The sequence below is a fragment of the Pseudomonas sp. Tav-5-1A genome, from assembly GCF_055755055.1.
In genome coordinates this window covers 5,122,123-5,140,913 of record NZ_CM146901.1, presented here as the reverse complement: position 1 = coordinate 5,140,913, position 18,791 = coordinate 5,122,123, and the positions used below count along the sequence as shown (strand labels likewise).

The 18,791-nt window shown below is 67.7% G+C and carries 20 protein-coding genes and 1 riboswitch; of the genes, 17 read left to right on the top strand and 3 right to left on the bottom strand.

What is annotated here, in order from left to right:
• Window positions 1-304 precede the first annotated feature (304 nt).
• The 6 genes from AC0J42_RS23535 (at window position 305) to AC0J42_RS23510 (ending at window position 5,456) form a co-directional block, all read left to right on the top strand.
• The gene (locus tag AC0J42_RS23535; protein ID WP_473004101.1) at window positions 305-1,357 is read left to right on the top strand and encodes a DUF2066 domain-containing protein; all 1,053 of its coding nucleotides are present in this window, start codon (window positions 305-307) and stop codon (window positions 1,355-1,357) included.
• 39 nt (window positions 1,358-1,396) lie between these two features.
• Complete coding sequence (locus tag AC0J42_RS23530) at window positions 1,397-2,470, top strand: AI-2E family transporter (protein WP_416426228.1); 1,074 nt, start codon at window positions 1,397-1,399, stop codon at window positions 2,468-2,470.
• Window positions 2,471-2,629: 159 nt separating this feature from the next.
• Window positions 2,630-3,334, top strand: a complete 705-nt coding sequence (gene hda, locus AC0J42_RS23525) for a DnaA regulatory inactivator Hda (protein WP_008374391.1) — start codon at window positions 2,630-2,632, stop codon at window positions 3,332-3,334.
• The gene (locus AC0J42_RS23520) at window positions 3,328-4,101 is read left to right on the top strand and encodes an NAD-dependent deacylase (RefSeq protein WP_473004098.1); all 774 of its coding nucleotides are present in this window, start codon (window positions 3,328-3,330) and stop codon (window positions 4,099-4,101) included. The genes hda and AC0J42_RS23520 overlap by 7 nt, the downstream gene beginning before the upstream one ends.
• A gap of 67 nt (window positions 4,102-4,168) precedes the next feature.
• On the top strand, window positions 4,169-4,804 hold the full coding sequence (locus AC0J42_RS23515; protein ID WP_416426224.1) for a C40 family peptidase: 636 nt from the start codon (window positions 4,169-4,171) through the stop codon (window positions 4,802-4,804).
• Between the two features lie 112 nt (window positions 4,805-4,916).
• Window positions 4,917-5,456 carry a C40 family peptidase gene (locus AC0J42_RS23510; protein ID WP_416426223.1) on the top strand — a complete coding sequence of 180 codons (540 nt, stop codon included), beginning with the start codon at window positions 4,917-4,919 and terminating at the stop codon, window positions 5,454-5,456.
• An 81-nt stretch (window positions 5,457-5,537) separates the two neighbouring features.
• Here AC0J42_RS23510 and AC0J42_RS23505 read toward each other — a convergent pair whose 3' ends face one another.
• Window positions 5,538-6,854, bottom strand: coding sequence for a PQQ-dependent sugar dehydrogenase (locus AC0J42_RS23505; protein ID WP_473004095.1), 1,317 nt, complete (start codon window positions 6,852-6,854; stop codon window positions 5,538-5,540).
• Window positions 6,855-7,101: 247 nt separating this feature from the next.
• A riboswitch (cobalamin riboswitch) is annotated at window positions 7,102-7,329 on the top strand.
• A 132-nt stretch (window positions 7,330-7,461) separates the two neighbouring features.
• On the opposite strand from AC0J42_RS23505, the gene cobO reads away from it, so the two are divergent.
• Genes cobO through AC0J42_RS23455 form a run of 10 tightly spaced genes read left to right on the top strand, consistent with a single transcriptional unit; the run spans window position 7,462 to window position 16,266 of the window.
• On the top strand, window positions 7,462-8,073 hold the full coding sequence (gene cobO, locus AC0J42_RS23500; RefSeq protein WP_473004094.1) for a cob(I)yrinic acid a,c-diamide adenosyltransferase: 612 nt from the start codon (window positions 7,462-7,464) through the stop codon (window positions 8,071-8,073).
• A complete protein-coding gene (locus tag AC0J42_RS23495; protein WP_473004091.1) occupies window positions 8,070-9,383 on the top strand; it encodes a cobyrinate a,c-diamide synthase in 1,314 nt (437 codons plus the stop codon). Before cobO ends, AC0J42_RS23495 begins: the two co-directional genes overlap by 4 nt.
• Entirely contained in the window at window positions 9,383-10,033 is a 651-nt protein-coding gene (bluB, locus tag AC0J42_RS23490; protein WP_473004089.1) for a 5,6-dimethylbenzimidazole synthase, read from the top strand. The genes AC0J42_RS23495 and bluB overlap by 1 nt, the downstream gene beginning before the upstream one ends.
• On the top strand, window positions 10,030-10,938 hold the full coding sequence (gene cbiB, locus AC0J42_RS23485; protein ID WP_416426214.1) for an adenosylcobinamide-phosphate synthase CbiB: 909 nt from the start codon (window positions 10,030-10,032) through the stop codon (window positions 10,936-10,938). Before bluB ends, cbiB begins: the two co-directional genes overlap by 4 nt.
• Window positions 10,931-11,923 (top strand): threonine-phosphate decarboxylase CobD, encoded by a 993-nt coding sequence (cobD, locus tag AC0J42_RS23480; protein WP_473004087.1) that lies wholly within the window; start codon window positions 10,931-10,933, stop codon window positions 11,921-11,923. Before cbiB ends, cobD begins: the two co-directional genes overlap by 8 nt.
• An 8-nt stretch (window positions 11,924-11,931) precedes the next feature.
• The gene (locus AC0J42_RS23475) at window positions 11,932-13,398 is read left to right on the top strand and encodes a cobyric acid synthase (protein ID WP_416427444.1); all 1,467 of its coding nucleotides are present in this window, start codon (window positions 11,932-11,934) and stop codon (window positions 13,396-13,398) included.
• Window positions 13,386-13,907 carry a bifunctional adenosylcobinamide kinase/adenosylcobinamide-phosphate guanylyltransferase gene (gene cobU, locus AC0J42_RS23470; protein WP_473004085.1) on the top strand — a complete coding sequence of 174 codons (522 nt, stop codon included), beginning with the start codon at window positions 13,386-13,388 and terminating at the stop codon, window positions 13,905-13,907. Before AC0J42_RS23475 ends, cobU begins: the two co-directional genes overlap by 13 nt.
• Window positions 13,904-14,959 carry a nicotinate-nucleotide--dimethylbenzimidazole phosphoribosyltransferase gene (gene cobT / locus AC0J42_RS23465; RefSeq protein WP_416426208.1) on the top strand — a complete coding sequence of 352 codons (1,056 nt, stop codon included), beginning with the start codon at window positions 13,904-13,906 and terminating at the stop codon, window positions 14,957-14,959. The genes cobU and cobT overlap by 4 nt, the downstream gene beginning before the upstream one ends.
• Entirely contained in the window at window positions 14,956-15,531 is a 576-nt protein-coding gene (gene cobC / locus AC0J42_RS23460; protein ID WP_416426206.1) for an alpha-ribazole phosphatase family protein, read from the top strand. The genes cobT and cobC overlap by 4 nt, the downstream gene beginning before the upstream one ends.
• Before the next feature lie 3 nt (window positions 15,532-15,534).
• Window positions 15,535-16,266, top strand: a complete 732-nt coding sequence (locus AC0J42_RS23455; RefSeq protein ID WP_473004081.1) for an adenosylcobinamide-GDP ribazoletransferase — start codon at window positions 15,535-15,537, stop codon at window positions 16,264-16,266.
• Between the two features lie 118 nt (window positions 16,267-16,384).
• Here the strand turns inward: AC0J42_RS23455 and AC0J42_RS23450 are convergent, their stop codons facing one another.
• The gene (locus AC0J42_RS23450; RefSeq protein WP_473004080.1) at window positions 16,385-17,254 is read right to left on the bottom strand and encodes a DMT family transporter; all 870 of its coding nucleotides are present in this window, start codon (window positions 17,252-17,254) and stop codon (window positions 16,385-16,387) included.
• A gap of 109 nt (window positions 17,255-17,363) precedes the next feature.
• Between AC0J42_RS23450 and AC0J42_RS23445 the strand changes: the two genes are divergently transcribed.
• Window positions 17,364-18,170: a UDP-2,3-diacylglucosamine diphosphatase gene (locus AC0J42_RS23445; RefSeq protein WP_416426200.1), complete on the top strand. Its 807-nt coding sequence runs from the start codon at window positions 17,364-17,366 to the stop codon at window positions 18,168-18,170.
• A 33-nt stretch (window positions 18,171-18,203) separates the two neighbouring features.
• Here AC0J42_RS23445 and AC0J42_RS23440 read toward each other — a convergent pair whose 3' ends face one another.
• On the bottom strand, window positions 18,204-18,791 hold the full coding sequence (locus AC0J42_RS23440) for an HD domain-containing protein (protein WP_416426198.1): 588 nt from the start codon (window positions 18,789-18,791) through the stop codon (window positions 18,204-18,206).

Sequence of the window (18,791 nt, the reverse complement as noted above, 5' to 3'; positions counted from 1 at the left end):
GCCAACCGTCGTTGGTCTGCGAAGGCGCGCGATTTTATCAGGCTTGCCCCTGTGCGGCCATCCTCAGGCCGACGGGCAGGGCTGCATTTAATTAAAAAACACCCTGGCGGGGCAGGATGAAATGTGGGAGCTGGCTTGCCAGCGAGCTTTTTGGGGGCATCAAAAGCTCGCTGGCAAGCCAGCTCCCACATCCCTGACACGCTATAGTAGGCGCATTACGAAAACTTCAATGGGCGGCTTGAATGTTTTGCTTGAAACTGTGGTCACAAGCCTCAGTCCGCTTATTGCCCGTCGGGAATCTTCCATGCGTCTGTGTAACTACCTTTTAGTCGGCTGCCTGTCGGTGTTCGCCCTGGCCGCTCACGCCGAAACCGTCAAGAACCTCTACCAGGTCCGCGAAACCGTGGGCGGCCAGAGCCCCGAAGAGCGCGACGCCGCCACCCAGCGTGCGCTCGAGACCCTGGTGCTGCGCCTCACCGGCGACCCCAAGGCGGTCAGCGCCGCCGGCCTTGCGGCCGTGCGCAAGGACCCGCAGCAGATCATCAGCCAGTTCGGCTATGAGGCCGGCCCGCCCGAGAGCCTGCGCGTGGACTTCGACCAGGCCAGCACCGACAACGCCCTGCGCCAGGCCGGCCTGCCCACCTGGGGCAACAACCGCCCCAGCGTGCTGGCCTGGTGGCTGAACGAAGGCACCGACGGCGCCAACCTGGTCGGCGACGGCCAGCCCACCGCCGAACCCCTGCGCCGCGCCGCCCAGCACCGTGGCCTGCCGCTGCGTTTGCCGCTGGCCGACCTGGGCGAGCAATCCCTGGGCACCGCCAAGACCCTCGACGGCAGCGACGCCACGCCGCTGCGCGCGGCCTCCGAACGCTATGGCGCCGACGGCCTGCTGGCGGTACACGCCAAGCAGGAAGGCGGCAAGTGGAGCGCCCAATGGCACCTGTACCTGGGCGACCGCCCCGAGCAGGGCAAGGCCGAGGGCGACGACCCCGCCGCCCTGGCCGATGCCGTGCTGCTGGCCGTGAGCGAGCGCCTGGCGCCGCGCTACGTGGTCAAGGCCGGCGGCGGTGCCAGCACTGACATGAGCCTGCAGGTCGAAGGCATGACCCTGGAGCACTACGCGGCCCTGGGCCGCCTGCTGGAACCCTTCAACGCCAAGCTGAAATCCGTGGATGGCGACAAGGTGGTCTACCAGGTCAGCGGCAGCAGCGACCAACTGCGCGCGCAACTGGCGCTGGGCAAGCTCAGCGAGCTGCCGCCGGAAGCGGCGCCCGTGGTCGCTACCCAGCCGCTGGCGCCTGGCGCCGCGCCAGCCCCTGCACCGCAACCTGCCCCTGGCCTGCGCTTCCATTGGTAATGCAGCGATCTTCTCTTTATATAAGGCTTGGGTGGTTTGATGACTGACATGCGTCGTTGGGTCTGGGCGGGGGCGGTGCTCCTGCTCTGCCTGTTCGTGTACTTCCTGCACCCCATCCTGTCGCCGTTCCTGGTGGCGATCGTGCTGGCCTACATGGCGGATCCGCTGGTGGACCGCCTGGAAAAGGTCGGCCTGTCGCGCACCTGGGGCGTGATCGTGGTGTTCTCGCTGTTCACCCTGGTGTTCATGATTGCCTTGCTGGTGCTGGTGCCGCTGCTGGCCAAGCAGTTCGTGCGCCTGTACGAGCTGGCGCCGCAGGTGCTGGACTGGCTGCAGCACGTGGCCCTGCCGTGGGTGCAGGCCAAGCTGGGCCTGGCCGACGGCTTCTGGAAGTTCGACAAGATCAAGGCCGCGATCACCGAGCACATGGGCCAGACCACCGACATCGTCGGCGTGGTGCTGAGCCAGGCCACGGCCTCCAGCCTGGCGCTGATCGGCTGGCTGACCAACCTGGTGCTGATCCCGGTGGTGGGTTTCTACCTGCTGCGCGACTGGGACCTGATGATGGCCAAGATCCGCAGCCTGCTGCCGCGCCACCGCGAGGGCAAGATCGTCGCCCTGGCCAAGGAGTGCCACGAGGTGCTGGGCGCATTCGTGCGTGGCCAGCTGCTGGTGATGCTGGCGCTGGGCATCATCTACGCTGCCGGCCTGATGCTGGTGGGGGTGGAACTGGGCCTGCTGATCGGCCTGATCGCCGGCCTCGCCGCCATCGTGCCGTACATGGGCTTCATCATCGGCATCAGCGCGGCGATGATCACCGGCCTGTTCCAGTTCGGCGGCGACATCTACCCGCTGATGGGCATTGGCGCGGTATTCCTGGTGGGCCAGCTGCTCGAAGGCATGGTGTTGACGCCGATGCTGGTGGGCGACCGCATCGGCCTGCACCCGGTGGCAGTGATCTTTGCCATCCTCGCCGGCGGCGAACTGTTCGGTTTCGCCGGCGTACTGCTGGCGCTGCCGGTGGCCGCGGTGATCATGGTGCTGCTGCGCCATGCCCATGATCTGTATAAGGAATCGGACATCTACGGCGGCCAGGAAGACCCTGACCTGTAGTGGCGCCGTGCACCCGCTGTTGCGGCAGCGGGTGTGCAAATGAATGCAAACCTTTGATTTTGCTTGTGGTCTGTTGCATTGTGCGCCCGGCGTCACGGGTATAAACTTTGCTAACTTCACACAGAGGCCCCCTGCGGTTCGCCAGAACCGTCAGCCAGCATGAAACCGATTCAGCTGCCCTTAGGTGTGCGTCTGCGTGATGACGCTACCTTCATCAATTACTATCCAGGCGCCAATGCCGCTGCACTCGGCTACGTCGAACGCCTGTGCGAAGCCGACGCCGGCTGGACCGAAAGCCTGATCTACTTGTGGGGCAAGCAGGGCGTGGGCCGTACCCACCTGCTGCAGGCCGCGTGCCTGCGCTTCGAACAGATGGGCGAGCCGGCGGTGTACCTGCCCCTGGCGCAGCTGCTCGACCGCGGCGTGGAAATCCTCGATTACCTGGAACAGTACGAGCTGGTGTGCCTGGACGACCTGCAGGTCATTGCCGGCAAGCCCGAGTGGGAAGAGGCCATGTTCCACCTGTTCAACCGCCTGCGCGACAGCGGCCGGCGCCTGTTGATCGCCGCCTCTCATTCGCCGCGCGAGCTGGCGGTGAAGCTGCCGGACCTGAAGTCGCGCCTGACCATGGCGCTGATCTTCCAGATGCGCCCGCTGTCGGACGAAGACAAGCTGCGTGCCCTGCAGTTGCGCGCCTCGCGCCGCGGCCTGCACCTCACCGACGAGGTCGGGCACTTCATCCTCACTCGTGGTACCCGCAGCATGAGTGCGCTGTTCGACCTGCTGGAGCGCCTGGACCAGGCCTCCCTGCAAGCGCAGCGCAAGCTGACCATTCCCTTCCTCAAGGAAACCCTGGGTTGGTAGACCCGCAGCTGCTGGCCCGCGCCGGCGCTGCCCTGCGTGATGCCCGGCGCATCCTGGTGATTACCGGCGCCGGCCTCTCCGCCGACTCCGGGTTGCCCACCTACCGTGGCCTGGGTGGCCTGTACAACGGCACCACCAGCGAAGGCCTGCCCATCGAAAAAGCCTTGTCGGGGCCCATGCTCGAACGCGACCCGGCGCTGTGCTGGAAATACCTGGCGCAGCTGGGCGAGGCCTGCCTGGGCGCGCAACCCAATGCGGCGCACCATGCCATTGCCCAGCTGCAGAAAGCCAAGCCGGAGTGCTGGGTGCTGACGCAAAACATTGACGGTTATCACCGTCAGGCAGGAAGTCCCGACGAACGGTTAATTGAAATTCACGGGGAATTGGCGCCACTGTTCTGTCGCGCCTGTGGCGCTGTACGCGATGATTTGCGGGAAATCCTTGGTCAGCCACTGCCGCCGCGCTGCAACGTCTGTAATGGCGTTATGCGGCCTTCCGTGGTGCTTTTCGAGGAAATGCTGCCTGAGCGGGCGATTGAGGCGCTGTATCGGCAAATGGCGATCGGTTTCGAGGTGGTGCTGGTGATCGGCACCACGGCAAGCTTCCCCTACATCAACGCGCCCATCGCTGAAACCCGCGCCGCTGGCGGGTTTGCCATTGAGATCAACCCATTGCGAAGCGGGCTTTCTGCCAGCATGGACGTGTTTTTTGAGAGTAGGGCGTTAGAAGTCATGCCGAAACTGCTGAGTCACATTTTTTTCGATTGAATTTGCAAATGGATTTGATAGCGGGCATAGTCGCGTCTTCTTAACTATTACAGACACGGTCGTGCCCATGCTAAAGCGCTTCGCACCCCTCGTGCCCCTCGCACTCGTGACCCTGCTTTTCGGCTGCGCGGCTCATACGCCGGTATCGCAGCAACAGGCTCTCAACCCGGTGACTCCACAGTCCCAGGCCCAGGCGAAAGCTGTAACCCTGAATTTCCAAGAAGAAGAGCTGGATACCGAAAAGGAACTGGCTGACTTCTCCGAGAACAGCAAGCCCTACCAGATGCCCATGCTGGCTGACAGCATCCTGGAACGCGGCAAATCGCTGATCGGCACCCGCTATCGCACCGGTGGTTCCACTGAATCGGGCTTCGATTGCAGCGGCTTCATCGGTTACCTGTTCCGCGAGGAGGCCGGCATGACCCTGCCGCGTTCCACGCGTGACATGATCAACGTCAAGGCCCCCCTGGTAGCCCGCAACAACCTCAAGCCCGGTGACCTGCTGTTCTTCAGCACCCGTGGCCGTGGTCGCGTGAGCCACGCCGGCATCTACCTGGGCGATGACCAGTTCATCCACTCCAGCAGCCACCGTAGCGGCGGCGTGCGCATCGACAGCCTCGATGACGCCTACTGGAGCAAGACCTTTATCGAAGCCAAGCGTGCCTTGGCCATGGCACCGACCACGACTATCGCACGCAAGTAAGCAGTCTGGGCGGTACTCGCAGCGGCGGCGCACTGAAAAGTGTGCCGCCGTTGCGCGTTTTCGGGAATACAAGCTAGTCTTCAACGGCAGTTGAATCAGGATGGTTCTGTTTATGTCGCTAACGGCCCGTTTCGCGCTATTACTCTTCGCAGGCCTGCTCACCGCCTGCGCTGGCCACAAGCCGCCACCTGCGCCTGCGCCGGTGTATCAACCTTTTGTTTCAGCCCCCCAGCAGCCCCTGTCCCCCCAGGCCGATGACGTCCTGATGCGCGCCATCGGGCTGGTCGGCACCCCATACCGCTGGGGCGGCAACACACCGGATTCGGGTTTTGACTGCAGCGGCCTGATCGCCTACGTCTATCGCGACGCGGCCGGCATCAGCCTGCCGCGCTCCACGCGGGAAATGATCAGCATGCGCGCCCCCGATGTCAGCAAGGATGCCTTGCAGTCCGGTGACCTGATCTTCTTCGCCACCAGCGGCGGTTCGCAGGTCAGCCATGCCGGGATCTACGTGGGCGAGGGCCGCTTCGTGCATGCCCCGGCCACGGGTGGCACGGTGAAGCTGGACTACCTCAACAAGCCGTATTGGCAGCACGCCTACCTGAACGCCAAGCGCGTGCTGCAACCAGCAAGCCTGGCGCACAACCCTTGATGCGCCTGTGGGAGCTGGCTTGCCAGCGAGCTGTTCGGGTTTCCCCCAAAGCTCGCTGGCAAGCCAGCTCCCACAGGTTGTTTACTTCTCAGCTGTAATCCGCCAGATCTTGTTCCCCACGTCATCCGCCACCAGCACCCCGCCCTTGTGGTCCTCGGTCACGCCAACCGGCCGGCCCATGGCCTGTTCCTTGTCGTTGAGGAACCCGGTCAGCACGTCGATCGGCTGGCCGCTGGGCTTGCCGTCCACGAACGGCACGAAAATCACCTTGTAGCCGCTGTGTGGCTTGCGGTTCCACGAACCGTGCTGGCTTACGTAGGCGCCATGGTTGAACGGCGCCGCCAGCCCGCCGCTGTTGCTGGCAAAGGTGAAGCCGATGGAAGCGGTGTGCGGGCCCACGGCGTAGTCCGGGGCGATGGCCTTGGCCACCAGTGCCGGGTTCTGCGGGCTGACGCGGTTGTCGATGTGCTGGCCGTAGTAGCTGAACGGCCAGCCATAGAAGCCGCCGTCCTTCACCGAGGTGATGTAGTCAGGCACCAGGTCGCTGCCGATCTCGTCGCGTTCGTTGACTGAGGTCCACAGCTGCCCGGTCTGCGGCTCGAAGCCCATGCCGTTGGGGTTGCGCAGGCCGGAGGCGTAGATGCGGTGCTCGCCGCTGGCGCGGTCCACCTCCCAGATCGCCGCGCGGCCTGCTTCCTTGTCCAGGCCGTTCTCGCCGACGTTGCTGTTGGAGCCCACGGTGACGTACAGCTTGTTGCCCGAGGGGCTGGCGATGACGTTCTTGGTCCAGTGGTGGTTGAGCGGCCCGCCCGGCAGGTCCGTCACCTTGGTGCCTTGGCCGCTGATGGCGGTGGCGCCGGTGTCGTAATGGAAGCGCAGCAGGGCATCGGTGTCGGCCACGTACAGGTCGCTGCCCACCAGGGTCATGCCGAACGGCGAGTTGAGGTTGGCGATGAACACCGTACGGGTGTCGGCCACGCCGTCGCCGTCGGTGTCGCGCAGCAGAGTGATGCGGTTGGCGCTGGGCACCCCCGCGCCGGCCTTGCCCATGACCTTCTTCATCACCCAGCCCTTGATGCCCTTGGCGTCCTCGGGCTTGGGCGGCGCGTTGGTCTCGGCCACCAGCACGTCGCCGTTGGGCAGCACGTACAGCCAGCGCGGGTGGTCCAGGCCCTCGGCGAAGGCAGCCACCTGGGTGCCCTTGGCCGGCTGGGGTTTCTCGCCGTCGGGCCAGCCGATGGCGTCGGCGATGTTCACCGTGGGGATCAGCGTCTTGTTCGGCGCCGGCAGCTGCGGGTGCGGGCCGGTGCCGTCGGCCACCTTCAGGGTCGAGGACTCGCCGCAGGCCAGCAGCGTGCTGGAGGCGAGGATGATCAGGGCCAGGCGGGTCTTGTGCATTGTAATTGCTCGCTGAGGCGGAGGTATGTGCTGTAGAGGGGTGGGGTAGGGCAGTGGTTCCAATAAAACCCTGTGACGCGGCCTTTGGCCGCTGCTACGGGGAGTTCCCTAGCAGCGGCCGAAGGCCGCGTCCACAGGCGCTGCGGTGCAATAGCCAGGCCGCGTCAGGGCCGGACGCCGCCTGGCGGCAGCTGCTACAGGGGAGGTATGGCGAGCTTTAATTGACCTCCCACCCCCAACCCTCTAACCTTCCCGGCGTGTTTCAGGTGCCCTGCAGCCCCACGGCTGGCAGGGTGAAACAGGGAAGCCGGTGAGCCGCCGCAGGCGTGCGAGCCCGGCGCTGCCCCCGCAACGGTAAATGAGTCAAGGTCGCGCATGGCGCCACTGGGCCGAATTGGCTCGGGAAGGCGCGTGGCCCCGGGTGTGCATGCCCCCGCTCATGAGTCCGGAGACCGGCCTGGAACCCTTCTTGGCAAGCCGCTGGCTTGCCGGTCCCCTTTTGTTCTGTCGCGCGGGTGAGAGCGGCATTGACGAGTCTGCGCTGCGCCCGTCCGGGCGGCGGCTTTTCGTCGATGTCGCCTGTGTGCAGGTGTAGCGGAGAGCTGCGATGAGTGAATCCCAGGAACGTGAACAACGCCATCTGGCGCGCATGTTGCGCAAGAAGGCGATCATTGACGAGCGCATTGCCAATGCGCCCAACGAATGCGGGCTGCTGCTGGTCCTGAGCGGCAACGGCAAGGGCAAGAGCAGCTCGGCCTTCGGCATGCTCGCGCGCGCCATGGGCCACGGCATGCAGTGCGGCGTGGTGCAGTTCATCAAGGGCCGCAACGCCACCGGCGAAGAGTTGTTCTTCCGCCGCTTCCCCGAGCAGGTGCGCTACCACGTGATGGGCGAGGGCTTTACCTGGGAAACCCAGGACCGCCAGCGCGACATCGCCGCCGCCCAGGCCGCCTGGGAAGTGTCCCGTGGCCTGTTGCAGGATGAGAGCATCGGCCTGGTGATTCTCGATGAACTGAACATCGCCCTCAAGCATGGCTACCTGGACCTCGACCAGGTGCTGGCCGACCTGCAGGCGCGTCCCGCCATGCAGCACGTGGTGGTCACTGGCCGTGGCGCCAAGGACGAGATGGTCGAACTGGCCGACACCGTCACCGAGATGGGCATGCTCAAGCACGCCTTCCAGGCCGGCATTCGTGCCCAGAAGGGCATCGAGCTATGACCCAGCCGCGTCATTGCCCGGCGGTGCTGATCGCAGCACCCGCTTCTGGCCAGGGCAAGACCACCGTCACCGCTGCCCTGGCGCGCCTGCACCGCAACCAGGGGCGCAAGGTGCGGGTGTTCAAGTGCGGGCCGGATTTCCTCGACCCCATGATCCTGGAACGGGCCAGTGGCGCGCCGGTGTACCAGCTCGACCTGTGGATGGTGGGCGCCGAGGAAAGCCGGCGCCTGCTGTGGGAAGCGGCGGCCGAGGCCGACCTGATCCTGATCGAGGGCGTGATGGGCCTGTTCGACGGCACCCCCAGCAGCGCCGACCTGGCGCGGCACTTCGGCGTGCCGGTGCTGGGCGTGATCGACGGCACCGCCATGGCCCAGACCTTCGGCGCCCTGGCCCTGGGCCTGGCGCGCTACCAGCCGGACCTGCCGTTCGCCGGCGTGCTGGCCAACCGCGTCGGCACCCTGCGCCACGCGCAACTGCTTGAAGGCAGCCTCACTGAAGGCCTGCGCTGGTACGGCGCGTTGTCTCGCGAGACCGGCATCGAACTGCCCAGCCGCCATTTGGGCCTGGTGCAGGCCAGCGAGCTGAACGACCTGGACCTGCGCCTGGACGCGGCCGCCAATGCCCTGGCGGCAAGCTGCGAAGTCGCGCTGCCACCGCCGGTGACCTTTGCTGCGCCCACCCCGGTGCCGTGCGAACCGCTGCTGGCCGGCGTGCGCATTGCCGTCGCCCGTGACGAGGCCTTCGCCTTCACCTACGGCGCCAGCCTCGACCTGCTGCGCGCCATGGGCGCCGAGCTGAGCTTCTTCTCGCCGGTGCATGACCAACAGTTGCCGCCCTGCGACAGCCTGTACCTGCCCGGTGGCTACCCGGAGCTGCACCACCACACCCTGGCCGCCAACGCGCCGATGCTGGCGGCGATTCGCGGCCACCACGCCCAGGGCAAGCCGCTGCTGGCCGAATGTGGCGGCATGCTGTTCCTGCTGGACGCCCTGACCGACGTTGACGGCCAGCGCGCCGAGCTGCTGGGCCTGCTAGCTGGCGAAGCGGTGATGCAAAAGCGCCTGGCGGCCCTGGCCCTGCAAGCCGTGGAGCTGCCCGAAGGCACCCTGCGCGGCCACACCTACCACCATTCGCTGACCAGCACCGCGCTTGAGCCCATTGCCCGTGGCCTCAGCCCCAACGGTGGCCGCGGCGCCGAGGCGGTGTACCGTGATGGCCGGCTGACGGCATCGTACGTGCACTTCTATTTCCCTTCCAACCCGGCGGCCGTTGCCGCCCTGTTCTGCCCCAAAGGGGCCTCGCACATTTGATGACTGACAACGCCTACACCCCCGCCGAGCGCGCGGCCATCTACCGAGCCATCGGTGAGCGCCGCGACATGCGCCACTTCGCCGGCGGCGACGTCGCCCCGGAACTGCTGGCGCGCCTGCTGCACGCCGCGCACCAGGCGCCCAGCGTCGGCCTGATGCAGCCCTGGCGCTTCATCCGCATCAGCGACCGCGCCCTGCGCGAGCGTATCCAGGCGGTGGTGGAGGACGAGCGGGTGCGCACCGCCGAGGCCCTGGGCGAGCGCTCGGACGAGTTCATGAAGCTCAAAGTGGAAGGCATCAACGACTGCGCCGAGGTGCTGGTGGCGGCGCTGATGGACGACCGCGAGCGCTACATCTTCGGCCGCCGTACCTTGCCGGAGATGGACCTGGCGTCGCTGTCCTGCGCTATCCAGAACCTGTGGCTGGCGGCGCGTGCCGAAGGCCTGGGCATGGGCTGGGTCTCGCTGTTCGACCCCCAGGCCCTGGCCGACCTGCTGGGGCTGCCCGCCGGCGCCAAGCCCATGGCCGTGCTGTGCCTGGGCCCGGTGACCGAATTCTACCCATCGCCCATGCTGGTGATGGAAGGCTGGGCCGAGGCCAAGCCGTTGAGCGAGATGCTGTATGAGAACCACTGGGGGGTTAAGCCATGAGCATCGCCCTGGTCACCGTTGCCGGCGTGGCGCTGGATGCCCTGCTTGGCGAGCCGAAGAGCCGTCACCCGCTGGTAGCCTTCGGGCGCCTGGCCGACCGCCTGGAGCGCCGCTTCAACGGCGGCGGCCGTGGCTGGCGCAGCCACGGCGTGACGGCCTGGTTCCTGGCCGTCATCCCCTTGACCCTGCTGGCCACGCTGCTGTCCTGGCTGCCATACGTGGGCACCCTGGTGGAAATCCTGGCGCTGTACTGCGCCCTGGGCCTGCGCAGCCTCGGTGAGCACGTGGCGCCCGTGGCCCAGGCCCTGCGCAGCGATGACCTGGACACCGCCCGCACTCGCGTGGGCTACCTGGTCAGCCGCCAGACCAGCGAGCTGGACGCCAACGCCGTGGCGCGCGCCGCCACCGAGTCGGTGCTGGAGAACGGCAGCGACGCGGTGTTCGCCGCGCTGTTCTGGTTTGCCGTGGCCGGCGCGCCGGGCGTGGTGCTGTACCGCCTGAGCAATACCCTGGACGCCATGTGGGGCTACCGCAACGAGCGCTTCGAACGTTTCGGCTGGGCGGCAGCGCGCATCGACGACGTCCTCAACTATATTCCTGCACGGCTGGTGGCCCTGACCTACGCGGTGCTGGGCAAGACCCGCCTGGCCCTGCGCTGCTGGCGCCAGCAGGCGCCGAAGTGGGACAGCCCCAACGCCGGCCCGGTCATGGCAGCCGGTGCTGGCGCCCTGGGCGTCGAGCTGGGTGGCCCGGCGGTCTATCATGGCGAGCTGCATGAGCGCGCGACCCTGGGCGAAGGCCCGGCGGCCGACGCCGACGCCATCGACCGCGGCTGGCAACTGGTGCAGCGCGGTGTGTGGCTGTGGCTGCTGATCCTGTGTGTGGGAGGGCAATTCTATGCTTGAGCACGGTGGACGACTGCGCAAGGCGGCGCAGCAATACGGCATCGCCGAGGCCGACTGGCTCGACCTGTCCAGCGGCCTGGCGCCCTGGCCCTGGCCGATCCCCGCGATTCCCGAACGCGCCTGGGCGCGCCTGCCGGAAACCGACGACGGCCTGGAAGCGGCGGCCTGCGCCTACTACGGCGTCAATCAGGTGCTGCCGGTGCCCGGCTCCCAGTGCGCCATCCAGTTGCTGCCGCGCCTGCGCCGGGGCGGCAAGATCGGCGTGCTGTCGCCGTGCTACGCCGAGCACGCCGAGGCCTGGCGCCGCGCCGGGCACCTGGTGCGCGAGGTCAGCGAGAGCGAGGTGGACTTCTTCCTCGACAGCCTCGACGTGCTGGTGGTGGTCAACCCCAACAACCCCACCGGCCGCGTGCTGCCTGCCGGCCGCCTGCTGGACTGGCACGCGCGGCTGGCCCAGCGCGGCGGCTGGCTGGTGGTGGACGAAGCCTTCATGGACAACACCCCGGCGGTCAGCCTGGCGCCCCACGTGGAACGCCCGGGCCTGATCGTGCTGCGCTCGTTCGGCAAGTTCTTCGGCCTGGCCGGGGTGCGCCTGGGCTTTGTGCTGGGGCAGAAAAAGTTTCTCCAGCTGCTGGCCGAGCAGGTCGGCCCCTGGGCCGTCAGCGGCCCCACGCGCATCCTCGGCCAGGCGTGCCTGGGCGACACTGCAGGGCACCAGCGCATGATCGAGCGCAGCGAACTGGCCAGCCTGCGCCTGGCCGGCCTGCTGGCGCAGTTCGGGCTGGCGCCCCATGGCGGCTGCGCGCTGTTCCAGTGGCTGGTCACCGACAAGGCCGCGGCGCTGCACGCGTTCCTGGCCCAGCGCGGCATTCTCGTGCGCCTGTTCGTCGCCACCAGCAGCGTGCGCTTCGGCCTGCCACCCGAGGAGCCGGACTGGCTGCGCCTGGAGCAGGCGCTGCACGCCTTCAACGAGGAACACCCGTGAGTACATTGATGGTGCAGGGCACCACCTCCGATGCCGGCAAGAGCACCCTGGTGACCGCGCTGTGCCGCTGGCTGACCCGCCAGGGCGTGGCGGTGGTGCCGTTCAAGCCGCAGAACATGGCGCTCAACAGCGCAGTGACCGCCGACGGCGGCGAGATCGGCCGCGCCCAGGCGGTGCAGGCCCAGGCCGCGTACCTGGCGCCGCACACCGACATGAATCCGGTGCTGCTCAAGCCCAACAGCGACACCGGCGCCCAGGTGATCATTCATGGCCGCGCGGTCACCACCATGAACGCCGTGGCCTACCACGACTACAAGGCCATCGCCATGCAGGCGGTGCTGGCCTCGCACCAGCGCCTGAGCCAGCAGTACCCGGTGGTGATGGTGGAAGGCGCCGGCTCGCCGGCCGAGATCAACCTGCGCGCCGGCGACATCGCCAACATGGGCTTTGCCGAGGCCGTGGACTGCCCGGTGCTGCTGATCGCCGACATCAACCGTGGCGGCGTGTTCGCGCACCTGGTGGGCACCCTGGAACTGCTGTCGCCCAGCGAGCAGGCGCGGGTGCAGGGCTTCATCATCAACCGTTTCCGGGGCGACATTGCCTTGCTGCAACCGGGCCTGGACTGGCTGGAGGCGCGCACCGGCAAGCCGGTAATCGGCGTGCTGCCCTATGTGCTGGACTTGCACCTGGAAGCCGAGGACGGCCTGGACCGGCGCCAGGCCGACAAGGCCGCCCAGGTGCTGAAGGTGATCGTGCCGGTGCTGCCGCGCATCAGCAACCACACCGACTTCGACCCGCTGCGCCTGCACCCCCAGGTGGACCTGCAGTTCATCGGCCCCGGCGACAGCATTCCGCCGGCCGACCTGATCATCCTGCCCGGCTCCAAGAGCGTGCGCAGCGACCTTGCCTACCTGCGCGCCCAGGGCTGGGAGGGCGCCATCGCCCGCCACCTGCGCTACGGCGGCAAGCTGCTGGGCATCTGCGGCGGCCTGCAGATGCTCGGCCAGCAGGTGCACGACCCGCTGGGCCTGGAAGGCGCGCCCGGGTCCAGCCCGGGCCTGGGCCTGCTGGCCTACGAGACCACCCTGGAACGCGAGAAGCAGCTGCGCAACGTCCAGGGCCGCCTGAGCCTGGAAGACGCGGCCGTGGTGGGTTATGAAATTCATGCCGGGGTCACCCGTGGCCCGGCGCTGGCAAAGCCCCTGGTGCAGCTGGACGACGGCCGCTGCGACGGCGCCATCAGCGACGACGGCCAGGTGCTGGGCACCTATTTGCACGGGTTGTTCGAGGCATCGGCATCCAGCAGCGCGCTGCTGCGCTGGGCTGGCCTTGAAGACGTGCAGGACGTGGACTACCACGCCCTGCGCGAAGTGGACATCGAACGCCTGGCGGACCTGGTGGAAAAGCACCTGGACACCGACCGCCTGCGCGCCCTGTGCGGCCTGCCACAGGAGGCGCCGGCATGCTGCAACTGATCCTCGGTGGCGCCCGCTCGGGCAAGAGCCGCCTGGCCGAACAGCGCGCCGCCGACAGTGGCCTGGCCGTGACCTACATCGCGACCAGCCAGCCGCTGGACGGCGAGATGAACGAGCGGGTGCGCCTGCACCGCCAGCGCCGCCCCGAGCACTGGGGCCTGGTGGAAGAACCGGTGGAGCTGGCGCGGGTGCTGCGTGAACACGCCAGCGCCAAGCGCTGCCTGCTGGTGGACTGCCTGACCCTGTGGCTGACCAACCTGCTGATGCTCGAAGACCCCGCACGCCTGGCGCACGAGCGCGAGGCGCTGCTGCAGTGCCTGGCCCAGCTGCCGGGCGAAATCATTTTTGTCAGCAACGAGACCAGCCTCGGCGTCGTGCCCCTGGGCGAACTGACCCGTCGCTACGTGGACGAGGCCGGCCTGTTGCACCAGGCCCTGGCCGAACGCTGCCAGCGCGTGACCCTGACCGTCGCCGGCCTGCCCCTTACCCTGAAAGGAACCGACACATGAGCAATGCCTGGTGGCTGAACCCGTGCCAGCCCATCGACACCCTGGTGCTGCAACAGGCCCAGGAACGCCAGCGCCAGTTGACCAAGCCGGCCGGTTCGCTGGGCCCGCTGGAAGACGTGGCGGTGCAACTGGCCGGCCTGCAACACCGCCTGAAGCCGGCGGTGGACAAGGTCTGGATCAGCATTTTCGCCGGTGACCACGGCATCGTCGCCGAGGGCGTGTCGCCGTACCCGCAGGAAGTCACCTGGCAGATGCTGCTCAACTTCGTCAATGGCGGCGCGGCCATCAGCGTGCTTGCCCGCCAGCTGGGCGCGCAACTGGAAGTGGTCGACCTGGGCACCGCCAGCGCCGTCGACAACCTGCCCGGCGTGCGCCACGAACGCGTCGGCCCCGGCACCCGCAACTTCGCCAAGGAGCCGGCCATGACCCGCGCCCAGGGCGAGCAGGCCCTGCAGGTTGGCCGCGACAGCGTGCAGCGCGCCCTGGCCGCCGGCACCCAGCTGTTCATCGGCGGCGAGATGGGCATCGGCAACACTAGCTCGGCCGCGGCCTTGGCCTGCGCCTTGCTGGATTGCCCGATCACCGACCTCGCCGGCCCCGGCACTGGCCTCGACGCTGCGGGCGTCAGCCACAAGGCCCAGGTCATCCAGCGCGCGCTGGAGACTCACGCCAACCTGCCCGCCGACCCGCTGGAACGCCTGCTGTGCTTCGGTGGTTTCGAAGTGGTGGCCCTGGTCGGTGCTTATCTCGCTGCTGCCCAGGCTGGCATCGCCGTGCTGGTGGACGGCTACATCTGCACCGTCGCCGCCCTGGTGGCCACGCGCCTGAACCCCGGTTGCCGTGACTGGCTGCTGTTCGGCCACCGTGGCGCCGAACCGGGCCACCGCCATGTGCTGGCGGCGCTGGACGCCCAGCCGCTGCTGGACCTGGGCCTGCGCCTGGGCGAGGCCAGCGGCGCCGCCCTGGCCGTGCCGCTGCTGCGCCTGGCCTGCGACCTGCACGGGCAGATGGCGACCTTCGCCGAAGCCGCGGTGGCGGACCGCGCCGAATGACCCTGGTGCTGGACCTGCTGCGCCACGGCGAAACCGAACAGGGTGGCGGCCTGCGCGGCAGCATCGACGACGCGCTGACCGCCCATGGCTGGCAGCAGATGCGCGATGCCGTGGCCGAGCGCGGCGGCTGGGACCGCATCATCAGCTCGCCGCTGCAGCGTTGCCGGCTGTTCGCCGAGGCGCTGGCGGCCGAGCGGCAGCTGCCGCTGAGCCTGGAGCCGGGCTTGCAGGAGCTGCACTTCGGCGACTGGGAAGGGCGCAGCGCCGCCGAACTCATGGAGACCGACGAACGTGGCCTGGGCCTGTTCTGGGCCGACCCCTACGGCTTCACGCCGCCTAACGGCGAACCGGTGCTGGCGTTCAGCGCGCGGGTGCTGGGGGCGGTCGAGCGTTTGCAGGCGGCCTATGCCGGCCAGCGCCTGCTGGTGGTTTGCCACGGCGGCGTGATGCGCCTGCTGCTGGCCCGCGCTCGTGGCTTGCCGCGCGAGCAGTTGCTGTCGGTGGAGGCGGGCAATGGCAGCCTGTTCACCCTGGCGGTGGCTGCCGACGGCCACCTGCGCGAGGACGCCTGAGCCATGTTGCCGTTCTGGATCGCCCTGCAATTTCTTAGCAGCCTGCCCGTGCGCCTGGCCGGCATGCCGCCGCCCCAGGCCATGGGTCGCTCGTTGTTGTGCTACCCGCTGGTGGGCCTGCTGTTCGGCGTGCTGTTGTGGGCGCTGAACCTGCTGCTGGCCGGCAGCCCGGCGCTCCTGCACGCCGCCTTGCTGCTCAGCGCCTGGGTTCTGCTCAGCGGCGGCCTGCACCTGGACGGCCTGGCCGACAGCGCCGACGCCTGGCTGGGCGGCTTCGGCGACCGGGCGCGCACCCTGGAAATCATGAAGGACCCGCGCAGCGGGCCCATCGCCGTGGTCACCCTGGTGCTGGTGCTGCTGCTCAAGTTCTGTGCGTTGCTGGCAGTGGTGGACAGCGGCCATGGCGCAATCCTGCTGATTGCGCCGTTGCTGGGTCGCGCGTCGTTGCTGGGCCTGTTCCTCAGCACGCCTTACGTGCGTGCGGGCGGCCTGGGCCAGGCGCTGGCCGACCATCTGCCACGCGCGGCGGGGCGGGGGGTGTTGCTGCTCAGCGCCATGGCCTGTGTGTTGCTGGCGGGCGTTAAGGCCCTGTGGATACTGGCCATCGCCCTGGCCGCCGGCCTGTGGCTGCGCCAGCTGATGGTGCGCCGCCTGGGCGGCACCACCGGCGACACCGCCGGGGCGTTGCTGGAGTTGCTGGAGATGATCGTGGTGGTGGCCTGGGCCCTGCAATGACGCAGCCGCTGCTACGCAATTCGCGTCGTTCACCGTAGCAGCGGCCACAGGCCGCGTCCCGGCGCAACGTAGGCCCGCCGCCGGACGCAGCCTTCGGCAGCTGCTACGCGGATTGGGCTTATGGAGCTGCCGAAGGCTGCGTCCTGTCATTGCGCGTGGAAAGGACAATCGCCACCAGGATCAACGCCCCACCCAGCAGCATCCGCAACGTCGGCGTCTCACTGAAGATCACCCAGGCAAACGCAATCCCGTAGACCGGCTCCAGGGCGAACACCACCGCAGCGGTGCGCGCCTTGATCACCGCCAGGCTGGCGACGAACAGGCTGTGGGCGATGCCGGTGCAGAAAACTCCCAAAAGGCCGATCCACAACCAGTCCATGGCGCTGACCGCCGCCAATTGCGGCCACGCGGCCGGCACCAGGCACAGGGCGACCACGGCGTTCTGGCACAGCGCCGCCTGCACCGGCGGCACCCGCGTGCCGCCTGCGCGGTTGACCAGCGACAGCACGGCGAAGGTCAGCCCCGAGCACACCGCCCACAGCAGGCCGGTGGTGGCCTGGCTGGCGACGTCGAACGCCGGGGTCACCAGCACCAGGCCAAAGCTCACCAGCAGCACCAGCAGCACCTCGTTGCGGCGAATGCGCTCGCGGAACACCAGGCCTTCCAGCAGCACGGTGAACGCCGGGAAGCTGGCGAAGCCCAGGGTAGCCACGGCCACGCCAGCCAGCTTCACGGCGATGAAAAAACTCACCCAGTGCGCTGCCAGCAGGCCGCCGGCGCCCAGTAGCCGACCCCAGTCCGCCGCTTGCAACTGCTGCCAGCCGCGCCGGGCCAGGCCGAGGAACGCGACCAGCGCCGCCACCGCGAACAGCGCCCGGCCGAACACGATGACCACCGCGCTGGCATTGGCCAGCTTGCCGAACACCCCGGCCAGGCCAAAGAACAAGGCGCCGAAATGCAGGGCGGCGAGGGCGGTGCGGTGGTTCATGTGATGTCCTTATCCAGGGAGCGGCGCTGTCATTTTATTGTTGCACGAGCGTCATGGTCATTTCATGACGCCGTCGCAAGCTTGTGCAAACCCTGACGGAAGCCTGCCCATGACCAGCGCCCAGTTTCCCAAGCCTACCGGCAAGCAGCGCGTGCGCACCTTGTGGATTTCCGACGTACACCTGGGCACTCGTGATTGCCAGGCCGAGCACCTGTCACGCTTCCTCAAGACCTACCACGCCGACCGCATCTACCTGGTGGGCGACATCATCGACGGCTGGAAAATGCGCGGCGGCATGTACTGGCCCCAGGCGCACACCAACGTCATCCGCCGGCTGCTGACCATGAGCAAGCGTGGCACCGAGGTGATCTACGTCACCGGCAACCACGACGAATTCCTGCGCCGCTATTCCAAGCTGATCCTGGGCAACATCCAACTGGTGGACGAGGCGGAGCACGTCACCGCCGACGGCCGCCGGCTGCTGGTGATCCACGGCGACCAGTTCGACGTCATCACCCGCTACCACCGCTGGCTCGCCTTCCTGGGGGATTCGGCCTACGAATTCACCCTTACCCTGAACCGCTGGCTCAACCACTGGCGGGCGCGCTACGGCTATGGCTACTGGTCGCTGTCGGCGTACCTCAAGCACAAGGTCAAGACCGCGGTCAGCTTCATCAGCGACTTCGAGGAGGCCATCGCCCACGAGTGCGTGAAGCGCGGCTTCCACGGCGTGGTGTGCGGGCACATTCACCACGCCGAGATTCGCCAGGTGGGCGAGGTGGAATACCTCAACTGCGGCGATTGGGTGGAGTCGTGCACGGCGCTGATCGAGCATTGGGACGGCCAGATCGAGCTGTACCGCCTGGCGGATGCACAGGCCGCGCAACTGGCCGAAGCCACCGCAGTCACCCCGTAGCAGCGGCCAAAGGCCGCGTCCCAGGCCCCACGCTCACGCCGGCATATTGGCCAGTGCTTCGCGGTACAGCGAACGCTTGGGCTCGGCGAACACCCGCGCCAGCATCGGCTCGAAGAACGCCAGGGGCAGGTGCTCGTAGGCCGGGTCGAACGCCGCGGCGTCGTACTTGGCGCAGAACTCGATGGTCTGCCGGTACTGCGGGTGGTCCTGGAATTGCTCGCGCAGGTGGCGGTCCATGCCCAGGTGGTGGAAGAAGTAATAGCCCTGGAATATCCCGTGCTTCTCCACCATCCAATGGTTCTCGGGGCTGACGAACGGCTTGAGGATGGCCGCGGCGATGTCCGGGTGGTTGTAGCTGGCCAGGGTGTCGCCGATGTCGTGCAACAGCGCGCACACCACGTATTCCTCGTCGCGGCCATCGCGGTGGGCGCGGGTGGCGGTCTGCAGCGAGTGGGTCAGGCGGTCCACCGGGAAACCGCCGAAGTCACCGTCCAGCAGGCGCAGGTGGGTGAGAATACGCTGGGGCAGCTGGCGGGCGTACTGGGCAAAGTCGTTGGCAATGATGGCCCAGTCCTGCTCGGTGCCATCCTTCATGTGGGTGAAGCGTGCTTGTTCGCTCAT